This window comes from Saccharothrix sp. AJ9571, from assembly GCF_021725495.1.
GTDB classification, from domain to species: Bacteria; Actinomycetota; Actinomycetes; order Mycobacteriales; family Pseudonocardiaceae; genus Amycolatopsis; species Amycolatopsis magusensis.
In genome coordinates this window covers 9,577,252-9,593,459 of the sequence record NZ_CP091382.1, presented here as the reverse complement: position 1 = coordinate 9,593,459, position 16,208 = coordinate 9,577,252, and the positions used below count along the sequence as shown (strand labels likewise).

Here is a 16,208-nt window from a genome sequence, read left to right as displayed (position 1 = left end):
CGGGTGGTCCGCCCTGGTTAGGCTGCGGGCCATGGGGGCGGCCCACGAGGAACTGGCGACCGGGCGGTTGAGCCTGCGCCGGCCGGCGGCCGCCGATATCGACGCCATCCTCGCCATTCACCGCGATCCACGCGCCTGTGCGCACAATCCGTCCGATCGGCTCACAGCGCGTGACGAAGCCGAAGAACTGTTCCACCGCTGGGACGCGCATTGGTCCGGTTACGGCTTCGGCTATTGGGCCGTGCGCACCGCAGCCGAGCCCGAGCCCGAGCCCGCCGGTTTCTGCGGCGTGAAGGTGATGCGCTTCGACGAGCGCATGGTGCTCAACCTCTTCTACCGTTTCGACCCGGCGCACTGGGGAGCAGGCCTGGCCACCGAAGCCGCCACCGCGGTGGTGGAATGGGCCGCCGCGCACCAGCCGTCCTATTCGGTGATCGCCAGGGTCCGCCCGGCCAACCACGCCTCGGCGAAGGTCGCCGCCCGCGCCGGCCTGGCCAGAGCCGCCCACCTGGACGGCCCAGGCCACGACGGTCACGACCTGATTTTCACCGGCGCCGCACGTTAACTACTTACGTACCAGTGTCGCTGGGCCGAATGGCGACGCTCAATCGATCTTGGGCGTACCATGGGGAGGATTTGGTCACATTGACGTAGGCGGGCCGGGCGACGTGCGGTAGAGAGAGAAATTCTGCCGTGAATGCGCCAGGGGTGTGGGGTAATCCTGATGGAGGAAACGGGGGCGTCACCGGGCCGGGGGAGCGGGCGAAGACCGCCGTACCAGTCGGGGACCCGGGTGCCGGCTCAGTTGCCCGCGCCCGCGGCCCGCTTCACCCACCGGCAGCGCGAGCTGGCTGAGCTGGACCTCGTGCGTGAGAGCGCGGGCCGATTGCCCTTCGCGGTGCTGAGCGGGCCCGGCGGCGTCGGCAAGACCGCGTTGGCCCTGCGATGGCTGCACAATGTCCGTGACGCTTATGCCGACGGTCAACTCTACGTCGATCTCGGCGCGTTCAGCCCCGGCGGCCCGGTGCAACCCGATACCGTTCTCCATTGGTTTCTCCTCGCCCTGGGGGTAGCCGCCGAAGAAATCCCAGCGGAGCGTAGTCAGCGAGAAGCGCTCTACCGGACGATGACCGCGGACAAATCGCTGGCTTTCCTCCTCGACAACGCCATTTCCGCCGCGCAGGTCCGTCCGCTGCTCCCGGTCACCGAGCGCGGTGTCGTGCTGGTCACCAGCAGGCACAGGCTGACCGGACTCGAGATCGACGGGGCGACGATCGTCGACGTCGGCTTCCTCAACCCGAGCGAGTCGGTGGACGTGCTGGCCGAGCTGGTGGGTGCCGATCGCGTCCGGGCGGAACCCGAAGCCGCCGACGAACTGGCCGCGGCCTGCGCCGGGCTGCCGATCGCCTTGACGCTGGTGGCCGGGCGATTGCGACGGCACCAACGCCGCCGGCTGGCTCGCGAAGCGTCCACCCTCGCCGAGCGAGGTCGCCTGCTGCAGCTGACACCGGAGGACGGGCCGTCGATCGACGCCGTGTTCGCGGCTTCCTACGAAAGCCTCAGCCCACTGGCTGCCGGATTGTTCCACGTCTGCGGTGCCCATCCCGGCATCACCTTCACCCTCGAAGTGATCGCCGACGTGTCCGGCTTGGACGATGATCGAGTCGAGGACGGCATCGACGAACTGGTCGACCGCAACCTGCTGATCGACGTCGCCGGGGGCCGTGTCCGGTTCCACGAACTGGTCCAGTTGCACGCCCGGGCACGCGCGGAGGACGGCGTGGTGCGTGCCGTCGTGGAGTGGTACCTCGACACGCTCGTCGAAGCCGATTCGGTGATCCACCCGCACCGGGCGATGTGGGGGCCACGCTACGCGGACGACTTCCCCTCCCGTGGGCGGTTCACCGAGCGGGAGCAGGCCTTCCGCTGGCTGCGTGACGAACGGGAGACCGTCCGAGCCGCCTTCGCCGAAGCGGACCGCAACGGCTGGTCCGAGCTGGTCTGGCAGTACTGCGAGGCGTTCTGGGGGTTCTTCCTGCACTACCGGCAGTACGACGACTTCATCGAGGCCCAGCACCGCGGGATCTCCGCAGCGCGCGAATGTGCCGAACCCCTGGTTGAAGCGAGGCTGCGGTCACAGCTGGGTTTCGCACTGGCTCACCTCCACCGCTATGACGAGTCGATCGCGGAGAACGAGGTGGCGCTGAACCTCGCGACCGAACACGGCCACCAGCCGAGCGTGGCGACCGCACTCGCGCAGCTGGGCAGGTGCGCGCGGGGCAAAGGCGATCTGCCGGGAGCCCTGGACTACTACCGCCGCGCTGCCGGGTTGCAGGAGCGGCTCGGGATCACGCGCGGTGTCGCGCTCTGCCGGCGTCGCGCGGGGGACGTACTGGCGAAGCTGGGCCGGTACGACGAGGCCGAAGTGGAGCTTCGGGCCGCGGCCGGCCTGATGGGGGAGCTGGGCGACCTCAACCAGTACGCGAGGGCGTTGATGGTGCTGGGGACGACCCAGCAGCAGCGTGGTGAGCTGGGCGAGAGCGCGGACACGCTGGAAAAAGCATTGTCGGTCGTCCGCGATCTCGCTTCGCCCTTCTACCTCGCCGAGGTGCTCTCCGCGCTCGGTGATCTCGCGGAGGCCCGGGGCGATCTCGAGTCGGCCCGCGGTTGCTTGACCGAGGCGAGGGAGCACTACCTGGCTACCGGAGACCCGAAGGCAGCCGGGATCGCCGCTCGCCTCGACCGCTTAAGCCACGGGCGGGACTAGGTGCTGTCCGGTGGGTCTGGTCGATGGGCCGCCTGGGCGCGGAGAGCGCGACCTTGACTCACAGGACAGCGCCTAGCCCGCAGGACCACCGGCTGAAGGCGTCCGCCAGGAATGCCAGCACGACTTCGCGTGAGTCGCTGCCCACGTCGAAGGCCGCGCCGGCTCTGATGACCACCACGGTTCCACCGGGGTGGGGGCAGCCGACCACCCCGGCGCCGCTGAACTCGGCAAGCAAACCCGTTCCGGCCATCCCGGCGCGACGCCGATCGGCGGCCGTGGCAGCCACCAGGACGTCCCCGCAACGATGCCACGGCCACGGTGCCGAGGTCAGATCCACCACCAGGCATTCGCTGTCGAACCGGCCGCGGTGGGGGCAGGTGCCCCGCAATCGGAGGTGAGCCACGCCCGGTGCCTCACGCCGTTCCGTCAAGACGAAGCTCGCAGTCACGGAGGTCCCTCCTTCTGCGTCAAGCCGCGATGGGAGCCGGATCCGGTACAGCGGTCACGGCCGCCCGGCCGCCCGGCTCGGGGAGGTCGAGCAATCGGTACATCCTGGAGCGCAGCGCTTCCGAGGCGCCACCCGGCCGTGAAGTGACCAACTCGGTGACGGTCCGCCGCAACGACGGCTGCTGTGCTTCCGCCGCCGCGGCCTGGGGCAGCAGCGGAAGGTCCGGGTTCAGGCCGGGCGCGTGCTGCCGGAGGACATCCGCCGGACTGCCGGGCCGGATGGTGTCCGGCGAGCAGGTCGCGACACTGACCGGGCACCCGGCGGACGCCGCGTACAAGGTGGTCGAGCCGTGGTCGCCGATGACCCAGTCCGACGCCACCACGGTGGCCCGCCAGCCTTCGTCCGGCGGGATCAGCAACAGTCCGTGCCGGAGGCTTCCCGACAACCAGCCCCGCACCTGGCGGCTGCCGTGCACGGCCCACACATTGGGGTGCAACACGGCGGCGACCCGCACCCTCCTGGATGGACGCTCGTCCAGCAGTCGCTGGCACAGGCCGGGGAGCTTGCCGAAGGCGGAGTCGGCGGACCAGGTCGAGCTGACCGTCACCAGCAGGTCGTCGTGGTCGATCCCGAGTGCGCGCCGGTACAGCGGGCGCATCGGCAAGCTGCTGTGCAGGCGGTCCCAGCAGATGTCGCCGGCGACGAAAGCCTGCGGTACCGCTTCCGGGCACAGGGTTCGCAGTGCGTCCAGTTCGGCTTCGGTGGCCAGTGCCAGCGCGGCCGGGAGCACGCGACCGCGAAAGGTGAGCAACTCGCGGTCCAAGCCGGTGGTCGGCTGCGTGGCGCCGTTGGCTTTGCGGCTGTACTGCACCGACTTCAGCGTTCCGGCTCCGTGTGAAACCAGCAGGATCCTGCCGTGCAGATCGGCGAGGTGCCGGTGGCTGGCGCACAGGATCAGGTCCCACGTGTGCCGCGTCGCCTGGTGCCACGGCACCACCAATCCCCCTTGTGCGCTGACGTACTCGTCGACTCCGTGCCAGATCTCGGTGGAGCGTGGCACGGTGAAGACGAGCTGTACGCGGTGGTCGGCTTCCAGCAGCGGGACGAGGTCGAACAGCCGGGTGCCCGCCGTCATCGTCGGGACGACGACCAGCACCGTCCGGCATCCCGTCATGGTGACCCTGGCCGGTGCGCCCAGCCCGAAAGATCCTCTTATCCAGAGTGCGCCGTTCATGGTTCCTCCCCGTGGCGTTGGTGGTACGCCTCGAGGGTGTGCCGGGACACCGGACCAACCACTGTCAGCGCAGGGGACAAACGCCTGACAATGTTGGGACAAGGCCGTTTCCCGTGGTTGTGCCTGGTCAATCCATCGGCAAGATGAGAAACTCGACCCACCGCATCGCACGGTGTTTCCCCGGGGAGGGGGTTGGCCCGCTCGTGGAGCCAGTGTTCGGCATTCTCGGTCGGACGACTATGCGTTTGCAGGGACGTACGACCGACAAGTGGGGTACGCCCAAATTACGTGCCATGCTCGGCGTTCTTCTGGCACACCCAGGGCGCCGCATACCCATTGAGCAGCTCATCGACTGGATGTGGGGCGATGTCGAGAGTCGAGCGTCCACCGTGCACACCTACGCCAAAAGGATTAGACCGGCGTTGACCGCGGCAGCTCCCGAAGCAACGCTGAAGATCAACGATGGCACTTGTTTGCTCACCGTGGAGCGCCACCAGATCGACTATTTCGTCTTCCGCGATCTGATCGACAAGGCCCGGGAGCGAAGCCGTCGCGGCGACCATGAAAAAGCATGTGCAAATGCCTGTGCGGCGACCGCACTGTGGCGGGACTACCCCCTTGCCGATCTCGGCACCGAGCGGGCCGAGAGCTGGCGCCGGGTGGCGATCCGGAACGAGTGGCTGCCCGCGAACTACCTCGTCCTGGACGAGCAGCTGGCGCTCGGCCATTTCGCGGAAGCCTTGCGGCGCTTGGACGAACTCCAGCGCGACCACGAAATGGACGTCGGATTGGCCAAACGGCGGATGCGGGTGCTCGCCGGTCTGGTGTGGTCGGACGAGATGACGGACTACTACTTCTCCGTGCGACGGCGGCTTTTGGCCGAAGGTGACGAGCAGGCCGCTGCCGAGCTGTACCGGTGCAACGAGGAACTCAGGCAGGGTGCGAAGTCCGGCGGGCACTTGCCGCGTGCGCTCCGCGCCTACGGGGATGCGCATCCGGCTCCCCGGCAGCTTCCGCAGGACGTCCCGGATTTCACCGGGCGGAAGGATCTGCTCGACCAGTTGGACGAGGAGACCGGAATCGCGGCGGGGCAGCTCCGCTCCGCGGTGGTCGTGTTGACCGGGTTCGGTGGTGTGGGCAAGACAGCCACGGCTGTGCACTGGGCCCACCGCCGAGCCGAGCACTTCCCGAACGGCATCCTCTTTGTCGACCTGGGCGGGTTCTCCCCGCGGCCACGGGTCGACGCCGCGGAGGTGATCGATTGGTTCCTCGCCGCGTCGGGCCGTGCCATCGAGTCGGTCAGCCTGGCCGGTCGAGCCGAGCGGTTGCGCGCCCACCTGGCCGCCAACCCGATGCTGATCGTGCTCGACAACGCCGCCGATTCCGCGCACATCAGGCATTTGCTGCCGTTGCTCGTCGGGTCGGTGGTGCTCATCACCAGTAGGCACCGGCTCGGGTCGCTCGGGATCAGCCACCACCTGCCGCGGCTGGTGGTCGAACCACTCGAAGCCGAGTCCGCCTCCGCGCTGCTCGCGGGGCGGATCGGGCCGCGAGCGGTGGCCGAACCGGCGGCGGTCCGAGAGCTCACGCATTCGTGCGGAGGGGTACCACTTGCGCTGAACCTGGTGGCACAGCGGGTCGCCGACCGCAGGGGTGCGGCCTTGCGTGCCGTCGCCGAGCAACTGCGTGATCCCGAGACCCTCCTGTCCATCGGCCCGGACGGTGACGGGCACGATGAAAGCCTCAGCTCGATCTTTTCCTTGTCCTACCAGTCGCTGGACGCGGAGACAGCCCGGCTTTTTCGTTGTCTGGGACTACATCCCGGCGTCGAGTTCGGCATCGAAGCCGCCGCGGCGTTGCTCGGCGTCCCACCCGCACGGGCCAGGCGTGGGCTGGACGCGCTGGTGGGCGCCCACCTCGTGGATCAACCGGGGTCGGTGGACCGCTATCAAATGCACGACCTGTTGTACAGCTACTCGAACTCCCTGCCCCGCTCGGAAATCGAGCGCCGCTCGGCGATCGGGCGCATGTTGAGCTTCTACCTCCATTCGGCGCGCAATGCGCATATGGTGGCGTACGTCAATCAGGAATTACCGCCCTGTGCGGAGCCGGAAGAAGGTGCGGGTCCATTAACTTTTTCCGAACCGAATTCGGCCAAAAATTGGTTCTCTATTGAGAGGGTCAATCTAAAATCTTCGGTGCGTGCGGCAGCTTCCGTCGAAGAATTCACATATTCCTGGCAGTTGGCGCACGCCGTGACCGAGTTCCTCGACCGGAATGGTTTTCAAGAAGAGAACCGAATCGTGCTCACGGTGGCGTGTGCTTCTTCCGCCGCTGAGGGAAACCCGGAAGCCGAGGCGAGTTCGGCGAATGACCTCGGGTACCTCTTGCTGCATTTGGGCGAACATGACGAAGCCCAGCGTCAGTTCGAACGTGCGCTCGTCTTGCTGGACGGCAATGCGACGGGAGTGCTCACCATATTGCTGAACCTGGCGCGGTTGAAGTGGCAGCAGGAACTGGAAGACGAAGCTGTCGAACTCGCCATGCGGTGCCAGGAGATGGCGCGCGAACTCGGAGACGTCGACCGGGAGAGCAAGATCGCCCAGCTGCTCGGCATGCTGTATTCCGGGCAGGTCCGCTACCGCCAGGCCGAGGAGGAGTTCCGGCGTGCCCTGGCTGCCCGGGAGCGCACCGGGGACGTGGCCGGACAGGCCGCGACGCTCGTGGAGCTCGCCTGGCTGGCGGCCCAAGCCGGCCGGCTCGACGAGGGGGAAGCCTACTGCGACCGGGCCTTCGTCCTGTTGCGGCGGTCCTCCGACGTGGAGGTGCTGGCCAGGGCGCATGCGCGGCGGGCGGAACTGCGCCTGGCGCGGCGGGAGTTCGCTGGCGCCCTCCGGGACGCGCAGGTCGCGGTGGACATAGCCGAGCGCAGTGGGTACGTGCGCCCGGAAGCGCACGCCCTCGAGGTGCTCGGCCGGGTCGCGCACGCCACCGGTGACCTCCCCATGGCTTGGGACGCTTGGTGGCGGGCCGTGGCCATCTACCGCCGCTGCGGCATGCAGGCGCGCGCCGAGCGGCTCGACCGCCGGTTGCTGGAGATCGGGCGGGTCGACTAGGCGCGGTCCGCAGGTGCGGGTAGGCGTACTGAGACGAGAGATCTCTCCCACGTTGGTGAACCCGATGTCACTCCTCAGTGTGACGCTCGGGCCTCGCTGCGGGGAGTTGCCGGATAACAGCTGGTAACTACGCAGGTAGAATGCGTGTTCGAGAGTAAGGCGGCTCGATCAGCTCAGCCAACTCTAAGTGTCGACGCGGCACTCGGTTGACTTAGTCTTCCTCTTTGGTGTAGATCATCATCTGTCGCCAACGATCGGCCTAGGTCGACTCAGCAGAAAGTAATCAAAAACTTGACCAGTCTTCTTCTTATGGACATCCACGCCTTCGTCGCAATGGTGACGGACCTGTGGTGGAAATGCTGACGCGAGTAGCAAGTAGATACTCGTGAGTAGGGGATGCCCGGCGACCGCGGTCGCCGGGCATCCGGTAATCTGGTTGGTCGACGTTATTTCCAGGCCCGATCGCCCAGCAGGGAGAGGGCGGCGGGCAGTAGGACGCCGCGGACCACGGTGGCGTCGATGAAGACGGCGGCCGCCATTCCCAGGCCGAGCATTTTGTACTCGATGGCGGTCAGCGTGAGGAAAACCGCGAATACCGCGATCATGATCACCGCGGCGCTGGTGACCACGCCGGAACTGGCGCCGATTCCGCGGACGATCGCACCACGGGCGTCGCCGGGGGTGAAGCGTTCGCGAATGCGGCTGAGGATGAAGATGTGGTAGTCCATGCTGAGCCCGAAAAGCAGGACGAAGATGAACAGCGGCAGCCAGCCCACCACACCGCCGTACGCGGTGAACCCGAGCGGCCCGCTGAGATTGCCGAACTGGAAAACCCAGGTCAGCACCCCGTAGGCGGCGCCGATCGAGAGCAGGTTCAGCACGATCGAGACGAGCGGGATGGCGATCGAGCGGAACGCCACCAGCAGCAGCGCGAACGCCAGCACCAGCACGAAGGCGAAAACGAACGGCCCGCGTTCGGCTATTCGGGCGGTGAAGTCGTACGGGGTCGCGGTCCGGCCCCCGACCGCGTATTCCGCCTTGCCGTCGAAGACGTCCGGCAGCACCTCGTGCCGCAGGTATTCGAGCGCCGCGGTCGAGCGCGGGTCGGTGCCCGTACCGGCCAGCGGCACCCGGATCACCAGGGTTTCCCCGACCTCCGAGACCGCCACCGGTTCGAACAGCCTGCCCCCGCTGGCCGCCACCCGTTCCCGCAATTCACCGATCGCCGGACCCAGTTCCGCGCTCTGGTTCCACACCACCACGCGCGCCGGGATCGGCATTCCGGGAAAGGCCTCGCCCATCCGGATCGCCGCGTCGACGGCGGGTACGTCACGCGGCAGGCTCTGCGTGATCGCGGCGTCCTGCAGTCGCATGCCGAGCGCCGGAGCGGCGGTCAGCAGCAGCGCCAGCGTGGCCAGGCCACCCCAGGCGAGCGGCCGCTTCACCACGGCGGCGGCGATGGACGCCCACGCCCGTGATTCCCGCGCGGCGGTCCGCCCGCGCCCGAACCACGGCAGCCGCAGTGCGTCGATCCGATCGCCCAGCAGCGAAAGCAACGCGGGCAGCACGGTCACCGCGCCGAGCATCGCCAAGCCGACCACCAGCGCGGTGCCGATGGTCAGGCCGCGGAACACCCCGAGCCCGGTGAACAGCAGGCCGGTCAGGCACAGCACCACGGTCAGCCCGGAAACCACCACCACCCGGCCGGAAGTGCGGGCGGTGACGCGCAACACGTCCGCGGTCGGCCGCCCGGCGTGGCGTTCTTCGCGGTGGCGCCGCAGGATGAACAGCGAATAGTCCACCCCGACCGCGACCCCGATCAGCAGCACCAGCGCCGAGCCCGCGCTGTTGAACGGCACCACCTTGCCGATCACCGCGAGCAGCGAGAAGGTCGCGGCGACCACCGTCAGCGTCAGCAGCAGGGGCAGCCCGGCGGCCACGAGCGAGCCGAAGACCACCACCAGGATCAGCAAGGTGATCGGCAACGAGAGCAGGTGTGACCGGCTCAGATCGTTCTTGATCGCCTCGTCCACCGCGGCGGTCAGGCTGCGATCGCCCGCCTGCGCCACGCGGACACCCGGGTGCCGGGCCGCGACCGCTTCGATCACCTCGGTCGCGGCCCGTGCCTGCGCCGGGGTCTGCGGGCCCGGGCCGCTGAGGTGGAAGGTGACCAGGAACGACCGGCCGTCGGCGGAGATCAGGTTCGCGCCGTCCGGATCGGTGGGGGAGCGGACCGCGGTCACTTCGCCACGGTCGCGCAGCGACGAAGCCAGATCCGCCACCGCCGCCGCCGGATCCACCGGCGCAATCGCTTGCACCAGTACGTATTCGTGGACCGGCTCGTAGGCGGTTTCCGCCCGCAGAGCCGTTTGGGCCTCGCCGGATTCGCCGGGATCGGTGTTGGGTGCGTCCGGTCCGGAGGCCAGGAAGCTGATCGCGAGGGTGAGCGCGACCAGCGCGAACCACCCGGCGATCGCCTTGCCGCGGTGCTCGGCCGACCAGCCGGCGATCCTCTCGGTCACCGGACGACGGCCTGCCGATTTGCCATCGGGCAGCATGAACTGATGTCCTTTCCCTGAAGGGGTACGACACGAAGGACTCGCCCTCGGGCGAGGTGGTGCTTCTTCCGCCTGGGCCGTCGAGCTGCAACTCGGCGGCCCAGGGTCTCCTACTCGACTTCCTTGAGAATCCTTTCCATCCCGTCCATGCGGCTCCGCAGCTCGGCGAGTTGCCGCTGGGTGTCCTCCTGGCTCGTCACCGCCCGCTCGGCCAGCCTGCGATAGGTGTCTTCCCTGGCCAGCGCGGCCTTCGCGCGCCAGGTCACGGCGAGCTGCCAGATCGCCACGGTCAGCACGGTGGTGATCAGGACGAAGATCCCGATCACCCCGGCCAGCTCCTGCCAGTCGTTGTCGCTCATTCCCCTGATCCCTTCTGCCCGGGCTCGCTCAGCGTCTCGGCCGCCGCCGCGATGGACCGCGGGGTCAGCTCGTAGGCGAACGGGGTCACCTCGTAGAACTTCATCGCCTTGCCGTCGCCGGACAGCTCCAGCCGCGCGGTGACCAGCCCGGCCGCTTCGAGCTTGCGCAGGTGCACCTGCAGGAGCGCACGGCTGATGCCCAGCTCGCGCGCCAGTTCGCTGACGTAGTACCGCTGCCGCGCGAGCGTGGCCACCACGCGCACGCGGTGCGGGTTCGCCAGCGTCGCCAGCACGCGCACCAGCTCGTCCCCGGTCGGGCTCACAACGCGAACCTGCACATGCCAACAAAAGTTAGCAGGTGCAGGTTCGGGTTGGCTAGCCTGTTCAGGCGGCTTTCGGGGTGGCGGAGCCGAGGACGCGGCGGTGGATGTCCAGTGCGGCGTCCGACTTGTTCAGGGTGATGTAGTGCAGGCCGGGCGCGCCCTCCGCGAGCAGGCGTTCGGCCATCGCGGTCGCGTGGTCGACGCCGATCCGGTAGGCGTCCTCCGGCGTGGCCCGCTCCAGTGCCTGCGCCAGCCGCGCCGGGAAAGAGGCGTCGCTGAGCTCGGCGAACCGGTGGATCTGCTTGAAGTCGGTGGCCGGCATGATCTCCGGGATGATCGGCGTGGTGCAGCCCGCCGCTTCGACGCGGTCCCGCAGGCGCAGGTAGTGCGTCACGTCGAAGAACATCTGCGTCACCGCGTAGTCCGCGCCCGCCCGGCACTTGTCCACGAAGTACCGGGTATCACTCTCCACATCGGACGATCGCGGGTGCAGCTCGGGGTAGGCGGCCACGCCGATCGAGAAGTCGCCGATGTCCTTGACCAGCGCCACCAGCTCGGTCGCGTAGGTGAAGCCCTGCGGGTGCGGGATCCACTGGGCCCGCGGGTCGCCGGGCGGATCGCCGCGCAGCACCAGCACGTCCCGGATGCCCGCGCCCGCGTACTGGCCGATGATCTGCCGCAGTTCGGCGACCGAGTGCCCCACCGCGGTCAGGTGCGCGACCGCCCGCAACGTCGTTTCGGCGACGATCGCCTCGGTCATGTTCACCGTGCGTTCCCGCGACGACCCGCCGGCGCCGTAGGTCACCGAGACGAACGTCGGCGCCAGCGACTCCACCCGCCGCACCGAATCCCAGAACCGCCGTTCGCCGACGTCGGTCTTCGGCGGGAAGAACTCGAAGGAGAAGCTGGGACGGCCGGAGGCCAGTTCCTCGCGCAGCGTGGTCATCGCCGGGCTCCCGTGTTGAAGTACTTCGCCTCCGGGTGGTGCAGCACGATCGCGTCGGTCGACTGCTCGGGGTGCAACTGGTACTCCTCCGACAGCTCCACGCCGATGCGCGACGGGTCGAGCAACGCGGCGATCTTCGCGCGGTCCTCCAGGTCCGGGCACGCCCCGTAACCCAGCGAGAACCGGGCACCGCGGTACTTCAGCGCGAACATGTCCTCGACGGCAGCCGGGTCCTCGTTCGCGTAGCCGAGTTCCGCACGCACCCTGGCGTGCCAGTACTCGGCGAGCGCTTCCGCCAGTTGTACCGACAACCCGTGCAACTCCAGGTAGTCGCGGTAGGCGTCGGCGGCGAACAGCTCGGCCGTCCGCTGCCCGATCCGCGAGCCGACCGTGACGATCTGCAGGCCGACCACGTCGATCTCGCCGGATTCCTCGGGCCGGAAGAAGTCGGCCAGGCACAGCCTGCGTCCACGCGGCTGTCGCGGGAAGGTGAACCTCGTGCGCTCGGACCCGGTTTCCGACAGCAGGATCAGATCGTCCCCTTTGGACACGCAGGGGAAGTAGCCGTAGACGACGGCGGCTTCGAGCAGGTTCGCCGTGTGCAGTTCGTCCAGCCAGCCACGCAGGCGCGGCTTGCCCTCGGTCTCCGCGAGTTCCGCATAGGACGGTCCGTTCCCGCGTGCCTGCTTGAGCCCCCACTGCCCCTTGAACAACGCGTCTTCGTCCAACCAGGACGCGTAGTCCTTGAGCGGGATGCCCTTGACCACCCGCGTTCCCCAGAACGGCGGCTCCGGCACCGGGTTGTCGATCGCGACATCGGATCGCACCGAACCCTCGTCCGGCGGCGGCTCGAGCACCTCGGCGGTGGTGGTCTTCGCCACCCGCCGCGGTTTCAGCTCGGGCAGTTTCGCGCCGGGGACGCCGCGCTTGACCGCGATCAGCGCGTCCATCAGCCGCAGGCCCTCGAAGGCGTCGCGCGCGTACCGGACCTCGCCCTCGTAGATCTCGTGCAGGTCCTGCTCCACGTAGGCGCGGGTGAGCGCGGCCCCGCCGAGGATGACCGGGTAGTCCGCCGCCAGCTTGCGCTGGTTCAGCTCCTGCAGGTTCTCCTTCATGATCACCGTGGACTTCACCAGCAGCCCGGACATGCCGATCACGTCCGCCTTGTGCTCGACGGCGGCCTCCAGGATCGCCGACACCGGCTGTTTGATGCCCAGGTTCACCACGGTGTAGCCGTTGTTGGACAGGATGATGTCGACCAGGTTCTTGCCGATGTCGTGCACGTCCCCGCGCACGGTGGCCAGCACGATGGTGCCCTTGCCCGCGGCGTCCGACTTCTCCATGTGCGGCTCGAGGTAGGCCACCGCGGTCTTCATCACCTCGGCCGACTGCAGCACGAACGGCAACTGCATCTGCCCCGAACCGAACAGCTCGCCGACCACCTTCATGCCTTCGAGCAGGGTGTGGTTGACGATGTCCAGGGCGGGCTTGGTCTCCAGCGCCGCGTCGAGATCGGCTTCGAGCCCCTTGCGCTCACCGTCGATGATGCGCCGTTGCAGCCGTTCGTCCAGCGGCAGCCCGAGCAGTTCCTGGGTTTTGCTCGCCTGCATCGACTTGCTGTCCACGCCCTCGAACAAAGCGAGGAACTCCTGCAGCGGGTCATAGCCATCACGCCGCCGGTCGTAGATCAGGTCCAGCGCCACGTTCCGTTGCTCGTCGGCCAGCCGGGCGATGGGCAGGATCTTCGCCGCGTGCACGATCGCCGAATCCAGCCCGGCTTCCACGCATTCGTTGAGGAACACCGAATTCAGCACCATGCGGGCGGCGGGGTTGAGGCCGAAGGAGATGTTGGACAGCCCGAGCGTGGTCTGGACCTCCGGGTGCCGCCGCTTCAGCTCGCGGATCGCCTCGATGGTGGCGATACCGTCCTTCCGCGACTCCTCCTGCCCGGTGGCGATGGTGAAGGTGAGGCAGTCGACGATGATGTCGCACTCGCGGACACCCCAGTTGCCGGTGAGGTCGGCGATCAGCCGCTCGGCCACCGCGACCTTGTGCTCGGGGGTGCGTGCCTGGCCCTCTTCGTCGATGGTCAGCGCGATCAGCGCGGCGCCGTGCTCCACCGCGAGCCGGGTGATCTGGGCGAACCGCGAGTCCGGGCCGTCGCCGTCCTCGTAGTTCACCGAGTTGAGCACCGCGCGCCCGCCGAGCTTTTCCAGCCCGGCCTGGAGCACCGCGGGCTCGGTGGAGTCGAGCACGATCGGCAGCGTGGAGCTGGTCGCGAACCGCCCGGCGAGCTCGGCCATGTCGGCGACGCCGTCGCGGCCCACGTAGTCCACGCAGAGGTCGAGCAGGTGCGCGCCTTCGCGGATCTGCGCGCGGGCCACCTCCACGCAGTCGTCCCAGCGCCCTTCGAGCATGGCTTCGCGGAACTTCTTGGAACCATTGGCGTTCGTGCGTTCACCGATGGCCAGGTACGCGGTGTCCTGCCGGAACGGCACGGTCTGGTACAGCGACGCGGCGCCCGGTTCGGGCCGGGGGTCGCGCGGCGTCGGCTGGAGGTCGCGAACCCGCTCGACCACCTGGCGCAGGTGTTCCGGCGTGGTGCCGCAGCAGCCGCCGACCAGGGAAATCCCGTAGTCGCGGATGAAGGTCTCGTGCGCGTCGGCGAGTTCTTCCGGGCTCAGCGGGTAGTGCGCGCCATTGGCGCCGAGGACCGGCAGACCGGCGTTCGGCATCGCCGAGACCCGGGTCCGCGCGTGCCGGGCGAGGTAGCGCAGGTGCTCGCTCATCTCGGCCGGACCGGTGGCGCAGTTGAGCCCGATCATGTCGATGCCCAGCGGTTCCAGCGCGGTGAGCGCGGCCCCGATCTCCGACCCGAGCAGCATCGTGCCGGTGGTCTCCACGGTGACCTGCACCAGCAGCGGCAGGTTCGCCCCGGATTCGGCGAGCGCCCGCCGGGCGCCGACCACCGCGGCCTTGGTCTGCAGCAGGTCCTGGGTGGTCTCGACCAGCAACGCGTCGGCGCCACCGGCGATCAGGCCGGCGGCGTTGTCGCGGTAGGCGTCGCGCAACGCGGCGTAGGGCGCGTGCCCGAGCGTGGGCAGTTTGGTGCCCGGCCCCATCGAGCCGAGCACCCAGCGCGGACGGCCGTCGGCGGCGAACTCGTCGGCGACCTCCCTGGCGATCCTCGCGCCCGCTTCGGCCAGTTCGAAGACCCGGTGCGCGATGTCGTACTCGCCGAGCGCGGCCAGGTTCGTGCCGAAGGTGTTGGTCTCCACGCAGTCCACGCCGACGGCGAAGTACGCCTCGTGCACCGAGCGCACGATGTCGGGGCGCGTCACGTTGAGCACCTCGTTGCAGCCTTCGAGCTGTTCGAAGTCCTCCATGGTCGGGTTCTGCTCCTGGAGCATGGTGCCCATCGCGCCGTCCGCGACCACCACCCGGCTCGCGAGTGCTTCCCGCAGCGCCTTCACCCGGTCCGTCATGCGACCTCCGCCAATCCCGCTTCGATCCGGTCGGCGGCCGCCTGCCCGTAGCTCTCGGCCGCCCGCGCGGCCAGGTCGGAGGCGACCAGCTTGTACTCCTGCGGCCCGACCGTCTCCAGCACGGCCGTGGCCAGCGCGCAGCCGAGCTGCGCGGCGCGTTCGTCCGGCCAGCCCCAGGCGAAGCCGGCCAGGTACCCGGCGCGGAAGGCGTCACCGACACCGGTCGGGTCGGCGATGTCGTGCGCGGGCACCGCGGGCACGCGCAACGAACGCGGGCCGTCGATGGCCACGCCCTCCTCGCCGTAGGTGGTGATCCAGGTCCGCACGCGCTCGAGCACCTGGCGCCGCGTCCAGCCGCTGCGTTCCTGCAGCAGGGCGGCTTCGTACTCGTTGGTGAACAGGAACTGCGCGCCGGTGATCAGCTGCCGGGTCTGCTCGCGGTCCAGGGTGGCCAGCTGCTGCGACGGATCGGCGGCGAACGGCACGTTCAGCTCGCGGCACTGCGCGGTGTGCCGGAGCATCGCCTCGGGGTCATCGGGCGCGAGCACCGCCAGGTCGATCGGGCCGACACGGCTCAGGTCGATCTCCTTGGCCTCCACCATCGCGCCGGGGTAGAAGGTGGCGATCTGGTTCTGCACGAGATCGGTGGTGCAGGTGAACCGGGCGGTGTGCCGGTCCTGGCTGACGCGGACCGCGCTGGTGTCGACGCCGTGGTCGCGCAGCCAGTCGCCGTAGTCGCCGAAGTCGGGGCCGACCGCGCCGGCCAGCCGCGGCGCCAGCCCGAGCCTGCCGAGGCCGAAGGCGATGTTGGCGGCCACCCCGCCGCGGCGGACCTCCAGCCGGTCGGCCAGGAACGACAGCGAGACGCGGTCGAGCCGGTCGGCGAGGAACAGTTCACTGAACTTCCCCGGGAAGGTCATCAGGTGGTCGGTGGCGATCGAGCCAGCCACGGTGATGCGCACGGCGGTCCTC

The 16,208-nt window shown here is 68.8% G+C and carries 11 protein-coding genes; 3 read left to right on the top strand and 8 right to left on the bottom strand.

Translation table 11 applies throughout. From position 1 onward, the window contains the following. Window positions 1-31 precede the first annotated feature (31 nt). Both L3Q67_RS43560 and L3Q67_RS43555 read left to right on the top strand, forming a co-directional pair. The gene (locus L3Q67_RS43560) at window positions 32-565 is read left to right on the top strand and encodes a GNAT family N-acetyltransferase (RefSeq protein WP_499187232.1); all 534 of its coding nucleotides are present in this window, start codon (window positions 32-34) and stop codon (window positions 563-565) included. Between the two features lie 228 nt (window positions 566-793). Then, entirely contained in the window at window positions 794-2,767 is a 1,974-nt protein-coding gene (locus tag L3Q67_RS43555) for a tetratricopeptide repeat protein (protein ID WP_499187231.1), read from the top strand. Window positions 2,768-2,825: 58 nt separating this feature from the next. Here the strand turns inward: L3Q67_RS43555 and L3Q67_RS43550 are convergent, their stop codons facing one another. Both L3Q67_RS43550 and L3Q67_RS43545 read right to left on the bottom strand, forming a co-directional pair. After that, window positions 2,826-3,215: a hypothetical protein gene (locus tag L3Q67_RS43550; protein WP_499187230.1), complete on the bottom strand. Its 390-nt coding sequence runs from the start codon at window positions 3,213-3,215 to the stop codon at window positions 2,826-2,828. A gap of 19 nt (window positions 3,216-3,234) precedes the next feature. Beyond that, entirely contained in the window at window positions 3,235-4,449 is a 1,215-nt protein-coding gene (locus tag L3Q67_RS43545) for a hypothetical protein (protein WP_499187229.1), read from the bottom strand. 293 nt (window positions 4,450-4,742) lie between these two features. On the opposite strand from L3Q67_RS43545, the gene L3Q67_RS43540 reads away from it, so the two are divergent. Beyond that, complete coding sequence (locus tag L3Q67_RS43540) at window positions 4,743-7,565, top strand: AfsR/SARP family transcriptional regulator (protein ID WP_499187228.1); 2,823 nt, start codon at window positions 4,743-4,745, stop codon at window positions 7,563-7,565. Between the two features lie 446 nt (window positions 7,566-8,011). On the opposite strand, the gene L3Q67_RS43535 is transcribed toward L3Q67_RS43540, so the two are convergent. The 6 genes from L3Q67_RS43535 to L3Q67_RS43510 form a co-directional block, all read right to left on the bottom strand. After that, a complete protein-coding gene (locus L3Q67_RS43535) occupies window positions 8,012-10,087 on the bottom strand; it encodes an MMPL family transporter (protein ID WP_499187227.1) in 2,076 nt (691 codons plus the stop codon). Window positions 10,088-10,233: 146 nt separating this feature from the next. Continuing rightward, window positions 10,234-10,482: a hypothetical protein gene (locus L3Q67_RS43530; protein WP_499187226.1), complete on the bottom strand. Its 249-nt coding sequence runs from the start codon at window positions 10,480-10,482 to the stop codon at window positions 10,234-10,236. Next, the gene (locus L3Q67_RS43525) at window positions 10,479-10,805 is read right to left on the bottom strand and encodes an ArsR/SmtB family transcription factor (protein WP_499187225.1); all 327 of its coding nucleotides are present in this window, start codon (window positions 10,803-10,805) and stop codon (window positions 10,479-10,481) included. The genes L3Q67_RS43530 and L3Q67_RS43525 overlap by 4 nt, the downstream gene beginning before the upstream one ends. Window positions 10,806-10,866: 61 nt before the next feature. Then, a complete protein-coding gene (metF, locus tag L3Q67_RS43520; RefSeq protein WP_499187224.1) occupies window positions 10,867-11,751 on the bottom strand; it encodes a methylenetetrahydrofolate reductase in 885 nt (294 codons plus the stop codon). Further along, window positions 11,748-15,236, bottom strand: coding sequence for a homocysteine S-methyltransferase family protein (metH, locus tag L3Q67_RS43515; RefSeq protein ID WP_499187223.1), 3,489 nt, complete (start codon window positions 15,234-15,236; stop codon window positions 11,748-11,750). Before metH ends, metF begins: the two co-directional genes overlap by 4 nt. Next, window positions 15,233-16,198 carry a carbohydrate kinase family protein gene (locus L3Q67_RS43510; RefSeq protein ID WP_499187222.1) on the bottom strand — a complete coding sequence of 322 codons (966 nt, stop codon included), beginning with the start codon at window positions 16,196-16,198 and terminating at the stop codon, window positions 15,233-15,235. The genes metH and L3Q67_RS43510 overlap by 4 nt, the downstream gene beginning before the upstream one ends. Window positions 16,199-16,208: the final 10 nt, after the last annotated feature.

What these genes read in the sequence shown, in the direction of transcription:
- metH (WP_499187223.1), bottom strand. Translation starts at nt 15,236, where the DNA reads ATGACGGACCGGGTGAAGGCGCTGCGGGAAGCACTCGCGAGCCGGGTG.
- metF (WP_499187224.1), bottom strand. Translation starts at nt 11,751, where the DNA reads ATGACCACGCTGCGCGAGGAACTGGCCTCCGGCCGTCCCAGCTTCTCC.
- L3Q67_RS43530 (WP_499187226.1), bottom strand. Translation starts at nt 10,482, where the DNA reads ATGAGCGACAACGACTGGCAGGAGCTGGCCGGGGTGATCGGGATCTTC.
- L3Q67_RS43540 (WP_499187228.1), top strand. Translation starts at nt 4,743, where the DNA reads ATGCTCGGCGTTCTTCTGGCACACCCAGGGCGCCGCATACCCATTGAG.
- L3Q67_RS43560 (WP_499187232.1), top strand. Translation starts at nt 32, where the DNA reads ATGGGGGCGGCCCACGAGGAACTGGCGACCGGGCGGTTGAGCCTGCGC.
- L3Q67_RS43545 (WP_499187229.1), bottom strand. Translation starts at nt 4,449, where the DNA reads ATGAACGGCGCACTCTGGATAAGAGGATCTTTCGGGCTGGGCGCACCG.